At 67.7% G+C, this 16066-nt stretch carries 12 protein-coding genes; 6 read left to right on the plus strand and 6 right to left on the minus strand.

Annotation, left to right across the window (positions count from 1 at the left end):
* The first annotated feature begins 11 nt into the window (after positions 1-11).
* A complete protein-coding gene (locus QP552_RS14995; protein WP_005410522.1) occupies positions 12-272 on the plus strand; it encodes an exodeoxyribonuclease VII small subunit in 261 nt (86 codons plus the stop codon).
* Complete coding sequence (locus QP552_RS15000) at positions 262-1140, plus strand: farnesyl diphosphate synthase (RefSeq protein ID WP_286073970.1); 879 nt, start codon at positions 262-264, stop codon at positions 1138-1140. Before QP552_RS14995 ends, QP552_RS15000 begins: the two co-directional genes overlap by 11 nt.
* A gap of 81 nt (positions 1141-1221) precedes the next feature.
* On the opposite strand, the gene QP552_RS15005 is transcribed toward QP552_RS15000, so the two are convergent.
* Complete coding sequence (locus tag QP552_RS15005) at positions 1222-1596, minus strand: DUF4870 domain-containing protein (RefSeq protein ID WP_106550602.1); 375 nt, start codon at positions 1594-1596, stop codon at positions 1222-1224.
* An 87-nt stretch (positions 1597-1683) separates the two neighbouring features.
* Positions 1684-3051 carry a metalloprotease PmbA gene (gene pmbA, locus QP552_RS15010; protein ID WP_049428314.1) on the minus strand — a complete coding sequence of 456 codons (1368 nt, stop codon included), beginning with the start codon at positions 3049-3051 and terminating at the stop codon, positions 1684-1686.
* A gap of 68 nt (positions 3052-3119) precedes the next feature.
* Here pmbA and yjgA point away from each other — a divergent pair, with 68 nt between their 5' ends.
* Positions 3120-3707 carry a ribosome biogenesis factor YjgA gene (gene yjgA, locus QP552_RS15015; RefSeq protein WP_106550600.1) on the plus strand — a complete coding sequence of 196 codons (588 nt, stop codon included), beginning with the start codon at positions 3120-3122 and terminating at the stop codon, positions 3705-3707.
* A 41-nt stretch (positions 3708-3748) separates the two neighbouring features.
* On the opposite strand, the gene tldD is transcribed toward yjgA, so the two are convergent.
* The 4 genes from tldD to QP552_RS15035 are packed head-to-tail and all read right to left on the minus strand — an operon-like array spanning position 3749 to position 11227.
* Positions 3749-5194, minus strand: a complete 1446-nt coding sequence (gene tldD / locus QP552_RS15020) for a metalloprotease TldD (protein ID WP_106550599.1) — start codon at positions 5192-5194, stop codon at positions 3749-3751.
* 59 nt (positions 5195-5253) lie between these two features.
* The gene (locus QP552_RS15025; RefSeq protein ID WP_111112146.1) at positions 5254-9108 is read right to left on the minus strand and encodes a YhdP family protein; all 3855 of its coding nucleotides are present in this window, start codon (positions 9106-9108) and stop codon (positions 5254-5256) included.
* 30 nt (positions 9109-9138) lie between these two features.
* Positions 9139-10626, minus strand: coding sequence for a ribonuclease G (gene rng / locus QP552_RS15030; RefSeq protein ID WP_099555021.1), 1488 nt, complete (start codon positions 10624-10626; stop codon positions 9139-9141).
* Positions 10619-11227, minus strand: a complete 609-nt coding sequence (locus QP552_RS15035; protein WP_111112145.1) for a Maf family nucleotide pyrophosphatase — start codon at positions 11225-11227, stop codon at positions 10619-10621. Before QP552_RS15035 ends, rng begins: the two co-directional genes overlap by 8 nt.
* 130 nt (positions 11228-11357) lie before the next feature.
* Between QP552_RS15035 and QP552_RS15040 the strand changes: the two genes are divergently transcribed.
* The 3 genes from QP552_RS15040 (at position 11358) to QP552_RS15050 (ending at position 15972) form a co-directional block, all read left to right on the plus strand.
* On the plus strand, positions 11358-12095 hold the full coding sequence (locus QP552_RS15040; protein WP_106550596.1) for an SIMPL domain-containing protein: 738 nt from the start codon (positions 11358-11360) through the stop codon (positions 12093-12095).
* Positions 12096-12310: 215 nt separating this feature from the next.
* The gene (locus QP552_RS15045) at positions 12311-12961 is read left to right on the plus strand and encodes an energy transducer TonB (protein WP_106550595.1); all 651 of its coding nucleotides are present in this window, start codon (positions 12311-12313) and stop codon (positions 12959-12961) included.
* 197 nt (positions 12962-13158) lie between these two features.
* The gene (locus QP552_RS15050) at positions 13159-15972 is read left to right on the plus strand and encodes a TonB-dependent receptor (RefSeq protein ID WP_286073971.1); all 2814 of its coding nucleotides are present in this window, start codon (positions 13159-13161) and stop codon (positions 15970-15972) included.
* The last annotated feature ends 94 nt before the right edge of the window (positions 15973-16066 follow it).

Consider the following 16066-nt stretch of genomic DNA (forward strand, 5'->3'; position numbering starts at 1 on the left):
ACACTTGCCGCATGGCCAAGAAGTCCCCCGAAAACGCCTCCCCGGTCGCCCAGTTCGAGCAGTCGCTCGAATCGCTGGAGCAGCTGGTGGAGCAGATGGAAACCGGCGAGCTGAGCCTGGAAGCTTCGCTCAGTGCTTACGAGCGTGGTGTCGGTTTGTACCGCCAGTGCCAGCAGGCGCTGGAGCAGGCCGAACTGCGCGTGCGCCTGCTCAGCGATCCGGCGCAGCCGGAAGCCTCCGAGCCTTTCGATCCGCCCAGCCATGACGGCTGAGGTTCTGTTCGCGCGTTGGCGCGACCGTATCGAAAGCCAGCTCGATGCCGCACTGCCCTCGCCCGCCGAGGCGCCGCAGCGCCTGCATCAGGCCATGCGCTATTCGGTGCTCGGTGGTGGCAAGCGCATGCGGCCGCTGCTGGTGTACGCCAGTGGTCATCTGTTCGGCGCGCAACTGGAACACCTGGACGCCGCCGCGATGGCCGTCGAGCTGATCCACGCCTATTCGCTGGTGCATGACGACCTGCCGGCGATGGACGACGATGCCTTGCGTCGCGGCAAGCCGACCACCCACATCGCCTTCGACGAAGCCACTGCGATCCTGGCCGGTGATGCGCTGCAGACCCGTGCCTTCGGCCTGCTGGCCGATGCACCGCTGCCGGCCACCCTGCGCGTGGCCTGCCTGCAGACCCTGGCCCATGCCTCGGGTGCTTCGGGCATGTGCGGCGGCCAGGCGCTGGACATCGATGCCACCGGCCAGCAGCAGACGCTGGCGGCATTGACCCGCATGCATGCCCTGAAGACCGGTGCGTTGATCCGGGCGGCGGTACGCATGGGCGCGCTGTGCGGCCAGGCCCACGGACCGCAGCTGGCCCAGCTGGACAGCTTCGCCGATGCGCTTGGCCTGGCCTTCCAGGTGCGCGATGACATCCTCGATGTCGAAGCCAGTTCCGAACAGCTGGGCAAGACCGCCGGCAAGGACCAGGCACAGGACAAGAGCACCTTCCCCGCCCTGCTCGGCATGGACGGTGCGAAGGCGCAGCTGCAGGAACTGGCGGCACGCATGCAGGCCCTGCTGGCCGGGTATGGCGACGAGGCCGATGCACTGCGCGCACTGGCGACGCTGGCGGTGGAACGCGATCACTGATCGCTGCACGCGGCCCGGCATTTCCCGCACACGAAAACGCCCGGCAGTACCGGGCGTTTTCAGTTCCGCATGCAGCCGGTATTACTTGATCAGGCGCAGCGCAAACGGGTAGCGGTAGGCTTCGCCGTTGTTGGCCTTGACCGCAGCGATGATGCTGAACACCAGGCTGATGATGCCGACGATCGGCGCCAGGATGCCGCCGATGATCACGATCATCAGGATCATGCTGATGACCATGGCGATGGTCACGGTGATCTGGAAGTTCAGGGCTTCCTTGGCCTGGTCGGTCACGAAGGCCTTGCCCGCGTCATCCTTGTTGATCAGCCAGATGATCAGCGCGCCGATGAAGCCGGTGAAGATGCCCAGCAGGTGCGCGGCCAGGGCCATGGTGCGCTGGTCGGCCGGGACGTCGGTGGTGGCCGGCGGCGGCGGCGGGACGTTATCGAATTCACTCACGACAAAACTCCTTTTCATTGGGTGGTCTTGACCAACCAGCACCCAGCTGATTGCGTCAGGCGGGCATAGCTTACGCCATCGACGGCATCAATCATTACCTGCGATGGTCATCCGCCCCAACAGGATCGAACCGGTCCGGATGTGCGAGCGGGGATCGACGTCGCTGCCGACCGCCTCGATGCTGCTGAACATCTCGCGCAGGTTGCCGGCGATGGTGATGCCGTCCACCGGGTACTGGATCTCGCCGTTCTCGACCCGGAAGCCACCCGCGCCACGCGAATAGTCGCCGGTCACGCCGTTCACGCCCTGCCCCATCAGCTCGGTCACCAGCAGGCCGTCGCCCATCTGCCGCGCGATGTCCTGCAGGGAGCCGGCATTGGCCGCCAACTGCAGGTTGTGCACGCCGCCGGCGTTGGCGGTGGTCTGCAGGCCCAGCTTGCGTGCCGAGTAGCTGCCCAGCACATAGCGCTGCAGCACGCCATCGCGGACCAGCGCCGAGGCCCGGGTGGCGACGCCGTCGCCGTCGAAGGCTGCCGAGCGCAGGCCACGTCGCAGGTGCGGCAGCTCCTCGATCTGCATCCATTCCGGGAACAGGCGCTGGCCAACGCTGTCCAGCAGGAAGCTGGCCTGGCGGTACAGGGCACCGCCGGACACCGCCGACAGCAGGTGCCCGACCAGGCTGCGCGCCACTTCCGGGGCGAACAGCACCGGCATGCTGCCGGTGGCCAGCGATCGCGGCTGCAGGCGGGCAACAGTGCGCTCGGCGGCACGACGACCGACCAGGCCGACGTCCTCCAGGTCCTCGCGAGCCAGCGCACTGGTGTACCAGCCGTCACGCTGCATGCCATCGCCCTGCCCGGCGATCAGCGCACAACCGACCGAATGGTGGGTGCCGCGCTCACGGCCGATGAAGCCATGCGAATTGGCATAGACCGACAGGCTCTGCATGCTCGACACCGAGGCGCCGTCGGAATTGCGGATCTGCGCATCGGCCTCACGGCCTGCGGCTTCGCAGGCCAGGGCCAGGTCCACCGCCTCGTCGGCCTGCAGCGCCCACGGGTGCCAGCCGTCCAGATCCGGGAAGTGGGTGGCCATCAGGTCCGCCTCGGCCAGGCCGGCGGCCGGGTCGTCCTCGGTATGCCGGGCGATGGCGCAGGCCTGCTCGACCGTGGCCGCCAGGCTGGCCTCGTTCAGGTCGCCGGTGCTGGCGCTGCCCTTGCGTTGGCCGAAGTACACGGTGACGGCGATGCCGCGGTCGCGGGTGGACTGCACGGTTTCGACCTCGCCGAGGCGGACATTGACCTCCAGCCCACGGTCTTCGCTGCAGCTGACTTCGGCCTGGCTGGCGCCCAGCGCGCGGGCGCGGTCGAGCAGCTGCTGGGAGAGGTCGGCCAGCCGTTCCAGCCGGGCCGGGCTGTCGTCGCCGACGGCGGCTTCAGGGGCGATCACGTTCAATGCTTTATCCTGTACGGGTTGGGCCCGGCATCACGCCGGGCGACTTTTTTTGAAATCAGGTATGGACGATGCGCGGACGCGACGAAGAAACCGGTGAATTCCACGACAAGAGCCGCAGCCAGAACCGGCGCGACGCGCTCGACGTCCTGGCCCTGGGCGAAAAACTGGTGTCGCTGACACCGGCCCAGCTGGCGCGCCTGCCGATCCCGGAAGACCTGCTGCCGCACATCGCCGAGTGCAAGCGCATCACCGCCCACATCGCCCACAAGCGCCAGCTGGCGTTCCTGGCCAAGCACATGCGCCGCGAAGAAGACGCCACGCTGGATGCGATCCGCGATGCGCTGGATGCCAACAGCGAAACCGGCCGCCGCGAGGTGGCGATGATGCACCGCGTGGAAGACTGGCGCGAGCGCCTGCTGGCCGAAGGTGACAAGGCGCTGGCCGCCCTGCTGGACGACTACCCGCAGGCCGACCGCCAGCAGCTGCGCACGCTGGTGCGCAATGCGCAGGCCGAGAAGGCGAAGAACAAGCCGCCGCGTGCCTACCGCGAGATCTACCAGGTGCTGCGCGCACTGATGCTGCCGGCGGCGCTCGGCCTGAAGGCCAGCGCCGAAGACGCCGGCCACGTCGAGACCGACGAAGCCGACGAGGACTGAGTCCGCGCCGGCGCGGGCGGTGGCGCTGGCCATCGCCCGGCTCAGGCCTGGGTACCGCCGACGGTGATGCCCTCGATCAACAGCGACGGCTGGCCGACACCCACCGGCACACTCTGCCCGTCCTTGCCACAGATACCCACGCCCTCATCCAGGGCCAGGTCGTTGCCGACCATGCGCACCTTCTGCATGGTCTCCGGACCGTTGCCGATCAGGGTCGCGCCCTTCACCGGCGCGGTGATGCGGCCATCCTCGATCAGGTAGGCCTCGGTGGCCGAGAACACGTACTTGCCGCTGGTGATGTCGACCTGGCCGCCGCCGAAGTTGACCGCATACAGGCCCTTCTTCACCGAACGGATCATTTCCTGCGGATCGTGCTGGCCGGCACGCATGTAGGTATTGGTCATGCGCGGCATGGTCAGGTGCGCGAACGATTCGCGGCGCCCGTTGCCGGTCGGTGCCATGCCCATCAGGCGTGCATTGAGGCTGTCCTGCATGTAGCCGACCAGGATGCCGTCCTCGATCAGCGTGGTGCACTGGCTCGGGTGGCCTTCGTCGTCGATGTTGAGCGAACCGCGACGGCCGTCGAGCGTACCGTCGTCAACGATGGTCACCCCCGGGGCGGCAACGCGTTCGCCGATGCGGCCAGCGTAGACACTGGTGCCCTTGCGGTTGAAATCGCCTTCCAGGCCATGGCCGACCGCCTCGTGCAGCAGCACGCCGGGCCAGCCCGGGCCCAGCACCACCGGCATCACCCCGGCCGGCGCCGGCACGGCGTCCAGGTTCACCAGCGCCTGGCGCAGGGCCTCGCGGGCAAATGCCTCGGGGCGGCCATCCGCGAACAGTTCCTCATAGCCATAGCGGCCACCACCACCGGCATAACCGGACTCGCGGCGGCCGTTGTGTTCGACGATCACCTGCACGTTCAGGCGCACCAGCGGGCGCACGTCAGCGCCCAGCACGCCGTCGCTGCGGGCGATCAGCACCGTGTCCACACCACCGGACAGGCTGACCATCACCTGCTTCACGCGCGGGTCGGCGGCACGCAGGTAGCCGTCCAGGCGCTTGAGCACCTCGACCTTGGCCTCGTTGCCGACGCCATCGATGGGATCCAGCGCCGGATACAGCGCGCGTGCATTGCCGCGCAGCAGCGAGCGCCCGGCCTGCGCGCCACCTTCGCGCGAGATCGCACGCGCCGACTGCGCCGCGGCCAGCAGCGCGTCGGCATGGATGTCATCGGAATAGGCGAAACCGGTCTTCTCGCCGGAAATCGCCCGCACGCCCACGCCTTGCTCGATGGAGTGGGCACCGTCCTTGACGATGCCATCCTCCACGCTCCAGCTCTCGCGGCGGGCATGCTGGAAATAAAGGTCTCCGAAGTCGACTCCGGGGCCGAGCAACTGCCCGAAGGTGCGCTCCAGGCCAGCAGTATCCAGGCCACCGGGGCGCAGCAGGCGGTCTTGGGCAAGCGTCAGGGCGATATCAGTCATGGTCTCGATCTGGGGGTGCGGGGGCGCTCAGGCAAGCCCCGTGAACAGGAGGTCCACGCTCAGCGTGAGCGTGGCAGGTCGGTAACGGTCGGCGGAACGGCCGGGGCCGGGCGCGGCACGGGCGCTGGCGGGGTCTTGTCGCGGCTGCGTTCGATCACTTCCACCTTCGGCTCCTTCCAGGGGCCGGTCACCTTGTAGGTGCGGGCGCCGATCTCGCCGAGCGGCTTGGACAATACCGCATTGGTGGCCGCGCCGAGCGCCGCGCCCACCGGGCCACCTGCCACCGCGCCGACCACGGTCAGCAGGTTGCCGGCGCGCGGGTTGACATCGATGGTCTGGTCGAACTGCTGGTTGCGCAGGTCGGCCTGGCCGCGGATGGTGATGTTCGCCGCCGGGCCTTCGATCAGTACTTTGTCGGTGCGGGCCATGCCCTGTCCGAACTGCACGCTGCCGTCGACCTGGTTGAACGCGAAGCCCTTGGAGAAGAAATCGCGGAAATCGAACATCAGGCGCCGCGGCAGCTGGGTCACGCTGAGCAGGCCCAGCACACGTCCGGCGCCCGGCTCCAGCTCCAGCAACTGGCCATTGCGCGCGTGCAGGTCCAGGCGGCCCTGCAGGTTGGCCAGCTGGAAGTCCGACGGCCCCCCGCTCCACGACGCCTGCAGCTGCGCCTGGCCGGAGCCGCCGCGCAGCTGGCCGCCGTAGTCGAGGTTCTGCATCAGGCCGCCAAGGTCTTCGCTGCGCACCTGTGCGGTCAGTTCGGTGCGGGCGCCGCCGGTACGGCCCAGCCAGCGGCCGGTGATGTCGATCTCCTGGTCCGGCGCGCGGAAGCGCAGCTCGTCCACGTTCAATCCGTTGGCCAGTGGCCGCGTCCGCAGCACCGCCTGGCCGAGCACGACCTTGCCGAACTGCAGGTCGGCGATGTCCAGTGCAAACGGCGGCAGCTTGGCCGGGTCCATGTCATTGGCACCGGCCTGCACCCGCGCTGGCGCGGCCGCACCCGGTGCCGGTGGCAGCGACTGCCAGTGCACGCGATCGAGTTGGCCACTGATGGTGCCTCCTTCGGCATTGGGTACGGTCAGGCGACCGGCCAGCGAAGGTCCATCCAGGCGCACATCCAGCGCCTGCGGTCCCGGCTGCAGCTGCAGGCGGGTCTGCTCGAAGACGCCGCCGATCAACATCAGCTTGCCGACCTGCACGTCCACTGCACGCAGCGGCATGCCGTCATCGTCGTTGCCACCGCGGGCCAGGCCGATCCACTCCAGCGCATCCAGGGTCGGGCTGCGGCCATTGACGGACAGTCCGCTCGGCGGCGGCTCGCGATCGGCATGGTCGCTGCCCAGGGTGACCTGCACACCGGTGCGGTTGTTGTGGCTGCGCGCGGCCAGGGCCAGACGCTGGCCAAAGGCTACATCGATGCGGCCAGCGCCCATCGGCAGCTGCGCGGCCACCGTGGTCGCCAGCGGCTCGGTGGCCGGCTTGTCCAGGGGCGCCGGCAGGTCCAGGCGGGTTCCCACCAGATCCGAGCTCAGGCGCAGCTCGCTGGGCGGTGCGGGCGCTCCCGGTGCCACTTTGGGCAGGTTGACCGCAATGGTCCATGGCGAGGTACCGGCGATATAGGGCTTGAGCCACGCCATTTCCGGGGCGCGGTCAATCAGCACGCCGGCGTCGAGGTTGGCCGTCAGCTGCGACTCGAACGCCAGCCTGCTGTCGTGCACGTAGCCGCCGGCGCGCAGGCTCAGGCGGCCGTCCTGACCAAGGTGGCGCACCGCCAGTTCCTCGGCACCGAAGCCGCCATTGCTGTAGCGCGCCTGCCCATGCATGTTGTCGAAGGCCAGCTGGAAGCGCTTGTCCACCAGCTTCACACCATTGAGGTCGACCGTGCCCTGCAGGTGACCGCCGCCTTCATCGTGGTGCAGCGGCTGCAGCAGGTCGAAGGTCACGTGCGCCGGGCCGCTGGCGACCAGGTTGTCCAGGGTATCGCCATAGTCCTTGTGCAGCGGGCTCTGCCGCAGCATCGCCAGCAGCTTGCCCGCATCGCTGGGCGCATCCGCGCGCACATACAGCGGCTGCTGGCCGAAGTCCGGAATGCCCGCTTCGAATGCCTGTACCGCCACGCCGGCCAGATCGCCGCGCCCACGCATGTCGAAGCCGGGGCCGATGAAGGCGATATCGGCATCGACCTGGCGCATCAGCGGCCAATCGTGCTGGAAGCGGATCTCGCCGTTGGTGATGTGTCCGGTGGCCTCGAAGCGGCCATCATGGTTGTCGAACGGCCAGTCATCCAGGTCACCACTGACCAGGCCGACACCGTTGCGCACCTGCCCACCGGCCAGTGCCATGTCCAGCCAGTCGGTAGCACCCTTGCTCATCTTGGAATGGATCCAGAACCGCTTGGCCGCGGTCATCGGCACATCGTCCAGCTTGGCCGCCAGCTGCAGCCACGGCCGCGTGCCGTCACCCTGGAACCAGACGCCGCCACGCACATCGGCCGCGTAATCGGTACCTTCCACCCGCATCGCCGCGGTGCCGATGCGCCAGCCACCGGCCTCGTCGCGCCAGCCCACCACCTGCCCGGCCAGATGCAGGTCGTGGCGCACGCCGAAGCCCGTCGGCCAATCGAACTGCAGCTGACGTTGCGGCTGCAGCTGCAGGCTGAAGCCATCGGCATCGCCCTCGAAGCGTCCCCCCAGGCCACGCAGGCCCGGCGAGTGACCCACGCTGGCGAAGCCCAGCGACTGCAGCTCACCCTGGACCCACAACGGGCCATCACGTTCGCCGGCCAGCTGCAGCTCACGCACATCCAGCTGTGGTTTGGACAGGAACAACCAATGGCGCAGGCCGGGGTCGAGGCGATCACTCAGCGCCAGGGCGCGCAGCGCGGTACCGGCCTGTACCTCGCCGGAACCAACCCGCAACTGCTTGCCGACCTGCAGGTGCAGGCCATCGAGCTGTTGTTCACCGTCCGCCGACTTCAGGCGCAGGCGCGGCACCTGCAACGCCCAGCCATCGGCCTGGCGCTGCCAGCGCAGGCGGGCCTGCACGCGCTGCAGCTGCAGCTGCGGAGCAGCCACGTCGGGCATCGGTGCGCCGTCGATGCGGACGTCACGCAGGTCCGAATCAGTGGTCAGGGCCACCGGCGCGAAATCGCGCAGGGTCAGCCACAGGTTCAGTTCGCCCTTGCCCTCGCGCAGGCGGATGCCCCCGGCCGCCAGCAGCGGCGACCAGGCGTGGAAATCAACGGGGTCTGCGCCAAGCCAGGCCTGGCCGTTGCCGCCTGCGCGGTCCACGTCCAGTACCGCGGTCAAAGGCAGCGCATCGGCCTGTGCCCATGCCCGTACGCCCACCCGCAGGCGCTGGCCGTTGACGCGCAGGCGGAGGTCGATGCGCGGCAGCGTGGTGTCGATGCCCAGGCCCGGCGCATGCACGCCCAGGCGGCCACCGATCACCTGCAGTTCGCCCAGCCGGCGCAACGCGTCCAGCGGGTCGCCGCCGGTATTGGACTGCGGCAGGCCACGCACCGACCAGCGGCCGTCCTCGCCCTGCTGCAGGTCCAGTGCCAGGCCACGCAGGCGCAGTTCGGTCAACGAGCGGCCGGGCAGCAGCCCGCTGTACATCGACACCAGCACCTCGGCCTCGCCGATGGCCAGGCCCTGGCCGGCGCCGATGCGCAGGCCCTTCAGCTGCAGCAGCGGGCCACGCCGGGTCCAGGCCGTCTGCAGCTGGTCGAAATGCACCGGCTGGCCGGCGCGTTCACTCAACCAGGCGGCAATCCTGTCGGGATGGCGCTCGGCCAGCGGCAGCAGCTGGCTGAGGGTGCCCACCAGCAGTGCCAGCCCGACCAGGCCCACCGCGCAGGCGGCAATGAAATGACGGCGGATCCTTCGCAGTCGCAGGCGCGGCGGCGCGCTCATCGGCCACCGCCGGCCTGCGGCCGGCGAGGATCAGAGCAGAACGACATCGAATTGCTCCTGCAGGTACTGCTCGTCCGCCTGGAAGCGGATGCTCTTGCCGAGGAATTCCTCCAGCTCGGCCACCGCCGAGGATTCCTCGTCGGTGATGCGCGCGACCACCTTGGTCGAGGCGATCACCAGCAGGCGCGCGGCATCGAACTGGCGCACGGCACGGGTGATCTCGCGGAAGATCTCGTAGGTCACCGTTTCGGTGGTCTTGATGCTGCCACGGCCGCTGCACTGCGGGCAGGTTTCCGACAGCTGGCGCTCCAGGCTTTCGACCGTGCGCTTGCGGGTCATTTCCACCAGGCCCAGCGGCGAGAAGTCGTACACCGTGGTCTTGGCATGGTCGCGGGCCAGCGCCTTTTCCAGCGTGCGCAGCACCTGGCGGCGATGCTCGGCATCATCCATGTCGATGAAGTCGATGATGATGATGCCGCCCAGGTTGCGCAGCCGCAGCTGCCGTGCCACTGCCTGTGCCGCTTCCAGGTTGGTGCGGAACACCGTCTCTTCCAGGTTGCGCTGGCCGAGGAACGAACCGGTGTTGACGTCGATGGTGGTCATCGCCTCGGTCTGGTCGATCACCAGGTAGCCACCGGATTTCAGCGGCACCTGCTTGTCCAGCGCACGGCCGATCTCGTCCTCCACCCCGAACATGTCGAAAATCGGGCGATCACCGGCGTACAGCTCCAGTTTCTCGGCCAGCACCGGCATGTACTTGGCAACGAAGGCCTGCAGCTGGCCGAAGGTCTCCTTCGAATCCACCTTCACCTTGTCCACGTCCTTGCGGATCAGGTCGCGCACCGAACGCAGCGGCAGGCTCAGGTCCTCATAGATGTTGCTGCACGAGGCTGCCTCGCGGCCCCGTCGCTCGACCACGTTCCAGACCCGCGACAGGTAGGCGATGTCCTCGGCGATGGCTTCGGCCGGCTGGCCTTCGGCGTTGGTACGCACGATGTAGCCGTAGCCACCATGCTGGGCCGACAGCTCGGTCACCAATGCCTTCAGCCGCGCGCGCTCGGTTTCATCCTCGATGCGCGCGGACACGCCCACGACCTTGGATTGCGGCAGCAGCACCATGTAGCGCGACGGAATGCTGATCTGCGTGGTCAGGCGTGCACCCTTGGTGCCGATCGGGTCCTTCACCACCTGCACCACGATGTCCTGGCCGTCACGCAGCAGCTCGACGATGGGCACGCTGGCCGGCGGCGGCAGGGTCGTGTTCTCGGTGTCGGCACTGGCCACCGGCGCCGGGCGCACCACGTCGTTGGCGTGCAGGAACGCGGCGCGCTCCAGACCCACTTCGACGAACGCGGCCTGCATGCCGGGCATGACCCGCTGCACCTTGCCCTTGTAGATGTTGCCGACCACGCCACGGCGCCAGCCGCGCTCGATGTGCAGTTCCTGCAGCATGCCGTTTTCGATCACCGCGACCCGGGTTTCGCGCGGGGTCACATTGACCAGGATTTCCTCAGACATCGGCAGCCTCCCTGGCGGCATCAGCAGTTGGGGCCGGCACGCCGCAGCGCGCCAGCAGACGATCGGTGTGCAGCAGCGGCAATCCCATCACGCCGGAGTAGCTGCCGGAAAGATGTTCGATCCAGCGTTCGGCCCCGCCCTGGATGGCGTACGCGCCGGCCTTGTCCAGCGGCTCACCGGTGGCCACGTAGGCGGCGATGTCAGCGTCGTCGATCGGCGCGAAGGTCACTTCGGAAATGACCAGTTCGCTGTCCAGACCATCCGCACCGACCACCACCACGGCGGTCATTACCTGATGGGTGCGCCCGGCCAGTCGCGCCAGCATCGCGCGCGCGTCGGCGGCGTCGGCCGGCTTGCCGAACACTTCACCGTCCAGCACCACCTCGGTGTCCGAACCGAGCACCTGCGCCTGCGGGTCTTCGGCCAGCACCCGGGCCAGCCCGGCGCGTGCCTTGTCGGCGGCGACCCGGCACACATACTGTTCGGCACTCTCGGTCGCGGCGCGCTGCTCGACGACCTCCAGGTCCAGGGCCTGGAAGGGGCGTCCGAGTCGGGCCAGCAACTGGTTGCGTCGGGGGGAGCGGGAAGCAAGATAGAGCATCGGCACAGCATAACCTGAGCCCGTCACCTGAATCGTCGGCAACCTGTCGAGGAACGCACACAACCCCGAACGGGCTCACAGCGCGTTCATCGCTACGACACCACCCTCATCCGCACAACAAGGAGATCCCATGCGCCTGACCGCCACCCCGCTGCTGCTCGCCCTGTCCCTCGCCCTTGGAACCTCGATGACCGCCCATGCCGCCCCGTCGTCGCCGTCGATCGCCGCCGCGGCCGAAGGCACCCTGCTGAACATCTCGTCCAATGCCGAAGCCACCCGCGTGCCGGACGTGGCCACCCTGTCGGCAGGCGTGGTCACCCAGGCCGCCGATGGCAACAGCGCGATGCGCCAGAACGCCCAGCAGATGGACAAGGTGCTGGCCGCGATCAAGGCCGCCGGCATCGCCGAGCGTGACGTGCAGACCAGCGGCGTCAGCCTCAACCCGCAATACCGCTATGCGGACAACGAAGCGCCGAAAATCACCGGCTACCAGGCCAGCAACACGGTCAGCCTGAAGGTCCGCGACATCGCCAAGCTCGGCAAGGTGCTGGACGCGCTGGCCGCGCAGGGTGCCAACCAGATCAACGGCCCCAGCTTCGAGATCGACCAGCCGGAACCGGTCTATGACGAAGCCCGCCTCGCCGCGCTGAAGAAGGCCCAGGCCCGTGCCCAGACCTATGCCAAGTCGCTGGGCCTGCAGGTGCGCCGCATCGTCAGCATCTCCGAGAACGCCGGCGGCGGCTACCGCCCGATGCCGATGATGCGGACCATGTCGGCCGGCGCGGCGATGGACAAGGCCACCCCGGTCGCACCGGGTGAATCGACCGTCTCGGTCAACCTGGACGTGGTGTTCGAACTGGGTCGCTGATCCCATCCTTTCCGTTAGACAGAGGCGGGTCCCGCGGGGGCCCGCCTTTTTCATGTGGGCCGGGGCGGCTGGCTGAAGGCCAGCCCAACGATCCTGCCCCTGCCTCTAGGCAGTGGCAGGGCCCTGGCGTTAATGATTGACTGCCAGCCGCGTGCGGCAACCCCGCCACGGGCCCTGGTGCGTTGAGGACTTCGTCACTGGCATGGAGGTGGACCATGGTTCGTACGTATCCCGTTGCATCCCCGCACTTCGACCCCGCCCGCGTTGCCGCCTGGAGCGCGGCCATCGCTCTGCATCTGCTCGCGTTCCTGCTGCTGCTGATTCCGGCGACCTACCAGGCCGTGCAGGTCCCGCGTGACAAGACCACGGTCAGGCTGATCGAGAAGATCCCGCCAACGCCGCCCCCTCCGGTGCTGCAGGAACCGAAGGAAGTCGCCCGGGTCGTGCCGAAACCGCACGCACAGCCGGCGACACCGCCACTGCCGGCCCCTACCGCGACCGTGGAGGAAACCCAGGGCATCACGCTGCCGGCCGCTGAACAGGCCCCACCGCAACTTGCGCCGAGCATCGACACCCATACACCGCTGGCCGGCGCCCAGCTGCAGTACCGCAGTGCACCGCCGCCGGCCTATCCGGTCGCCGCGCTGCGCAACCATGAGCAGGGCACGGTGCTGCTGCGGGTGGAGGTCGACAACAGCGGTCAGCCGGTCGCGGTCAGCATCGAGCGCAGCAGTGGCTCGCGCCACCTGGACCAGGCCGCACGCCAGCAGGTGCTCAAGCGCTGGCGCTTTGAACCGGCCCAGCGTGATGGCGTAGCGGTACCGGCCATCGGCCTGGTGCCGGTGCAGTTCTCGTTGCCGGACTGACGATCCGGGGCCGGTCCGACCGCCTGTCGGACCGGCCTTCGAGATCGAAATGCCAAACTCGGCAAAGTTCGACCTCAAACGTTACGGATTAAGCAAAATTTCACGTCTTCGTCACCCGTCGGAAACCTAGATTGGCCCGTCCCGGACACTCCGGAGACAGCCCTCAACGCTACGGTTTTCCAGTTAGGAGAGAAGCTGTGAAACACCTGATCCAACGGCCCGCCAGCCGCCGCCGCTGCACCCTGGCATCGTCCATCACCCACATCCTTACCGGCGGCACCCTGCTGCTGGTTGGCGCCGTGGCTTCCACCTCCGCCTTCGCGCAGGAAAAGGCCACCAACCTGGACCGCATCACGGTCACCGGTTCGAACATTCCGCGCACCAACACCGAAACACCGTCCCCGGTGCAGGTGGTGACCCGCCAGGAAATCGACCGCACCGGCAAGACCACGGTTGCCGAATACCTGCAGACCCTGACTGCTGATGGTTCCGGCTCCATTCCGAAGACCTTCGGCAACGGCTTCGCCGGCGGTGGTGCCGGTATTTCGCTGCGTGGCCTGGGCGCGGGCTCGACCCTGGTCCTGTTGAACGGCCGCCGCATGGCCACCTACGGCCTGGCCGATGACGGCCAGAAGGTCTTCACCGACCTGAGCACCATTCCGCTCGACGCGGTTGAACGCGTGGAAGTGCTGAAGGATGGCGCCTCGGCGATCTATGGCTCCGATGCCATCGCCGGCGTGGTCAACATCATCCTGCGCAGTGACTTCCAGGGCGCGATCCTGCGCGCTTCGTACGGCACCTCCGGCGACGGCGACGGCAACGCAAAGAAGGCCACCCTGACCGCCGGTACCGGCGATCTGGCCACTGACGGCTGGAATGCCTTCTTCAGCCTGGACGTCGGCAAGACCGACGCGATCAAGATCAGCGATCGCAAGAACCGCAAGTGGATCGGCACCGGCGATACCCGCCCGTGGGGCTACGGCAACAACGCTCAGTTCCTGGGCGGCGCCTTCCTCAGCGGCGGTACCCGCGGCGGCGTAGGTCCGAATGGTTCGGTGTACGACAGCACCGGCCATCTGGTCGCCCTGCCGGGCTGTGCCGGCCTGACCACCATTCCCGGCCAGAACGACGCGACCGCCCAGGCACAGGGCTGCCTGTGGGATCCGAACCAGCTGTACCGTGACCTGACCCCGGAAGAGAAGTACGTCAACGTGTTCGGTCGTGCCAGCTTCGCCTTCGGCGAAGGCGGCGAGATCTACACCGAGATCGGCTACTCGAAGAAGGACACCACCTTCAGCAACACGCCGTCCGGTGTTTCCGGTGGCTGGGGCTACCCCGGTGGCCCGATCAACGCCAACAGTGGCGATGGCGCCACCGTGCTGGGCCCGAACCATCCGGACAACCCGATCCCGGGCCAGGCCTCGCGCCTGCGTTACTCGGCCTGGGATGTCGGCCCGCGCGTGACCGACAACTCCAACGAGTTCACCCGCTTCCTGGTCGGCGTCAAGGGCAACTGGGGTGACTGGAGCTACGATACCGCCTACCTGCACTCCGGCACCGACCTGGTCAACAAGCGCACCGGCTTCCTCAACTACGACAACGTGCGTTGCGCCCTGGCCAATCCGAACTGTGCCGGTGGTGTGTGGCGCATCGGCGACAACGCCAACCTCAATTCGCAGGCGCTGTACGACTTCATCTCGCCGCGGATCAGTGCACGTGCCAAGTCGACCCTGGACATGTTCGACTTCACCGTGTCGCGCAGCCTGATGGACCTGAAGGGTGGCCCGCTGGGCCTGGCGATCGGTACCGAGTGGCGCAAGACCAGCAACAGCCTGACCCCGCAGACCTTCACCGACCAGGGCCAGATCATCGGCCTGGGCTATTCGGCCTACGACGGCACCCAGAACGTCTACGCCGGCTATGTGGAACTGTCGGCACCGGTGCTGGAACAGCTGGAACTGTCCGGCGCGCTGCGTTACGACAAGTACGAAAGCGGCGAAGGCAAGGCAACGCCGAAGCTGGGCATCAAGTGGACCCCGGCTGACTGGATCGCCCTGCGTGCCAGCTACGCCGAAGGCTTCCGCGCGCCCAACCCGGCCGAGAACGGCGATGGTGGCCTGGCTGCCTTCTCCAATGCTGCCGACCCGGTGCGCTGCCCGGGCGGCAACCCCGCACCAGGTGCGACCTCCGACGATTGCGGCGCCCTGCCGGTCGCGATCATCACCCGTCCGAACAAGGACCTGAAGCCGGAAGAGTCGAAGAGCTACTCGGTGGGCATCGTGCTGCAGCCGACTTCCACCACCTCGCTGACCGTGGATGCATGGCAGATCAAGCGCACCAACGAAATCGCCCAGGGCGATACGGGTGCGGCGATCGCGGCAGGCAATGTGCTGCGTGACAACAACCTGCTCAACGGCGTCCCGGGCACCGGCAGCATCCTGGCCGTCAACACGGCGTACATCAATGCCGCATCGACCCGCGTCCGCGGTATCGATACCGATATCCGCCAGACCTTCGATATCGGCCCGGGCCAGCTGGAAATGGACCTGCAGTGGAGCCATGTGCTCAAGTTCGAGCGCACCGATGCCGACGTCACCCGCGACTACGCCGGCACCCACGGCAACTGCGACGTGACCAACTGCATCGGTACGCCGAAGGATCGCATCAACTTCGGCACCACCTGGCGCCAGGGTCCGTGGAGTGTGAGCGGCGTCGCCAACTACATCTCCAAGATGGAGAACAAGGATTTCCGTGGTCCGGAGGGCTCGTACCAGTTCTCGTACTTCGACGGTACCGACGTCACCAAGATCTCCTCGTTCACCACTTTCGACCTGTCCGGCCGCTGGAACATCACCGAAGCCTTCGAGCTGAATGCCTCGGTGCAGAACGTGTTCGATCGCATCGCTCCGCTCGACCCGACCACCTACGGTGGCGTGAACTACAACCCGCTGCACTTCAGCGGCGCCATCGGCCGTTACTTCACCGTCGGCGCCAAGTACACCTTCAAGTAATACCGTTCATCGCACCACCTTCGAAGGCCCGGGCATCTGCCCGGGCCTTCGTCGTTGCGGCCCCCTTGCGTGCATGTTCACGGGCACGCCGCTA

The sequence above is a fragment of the Stenotrophomonas sp. 59 genome (assembly GCF_030291095.1).
Taxonomy (GTDB): domain Bacteria; phylum Pseudomonadota; class Gammaproteobacteria; order Xanthomonadales; family Xanthomonadaceae; genus Stenotrophomonas; species Stenotrophomonas maltophilia_Q.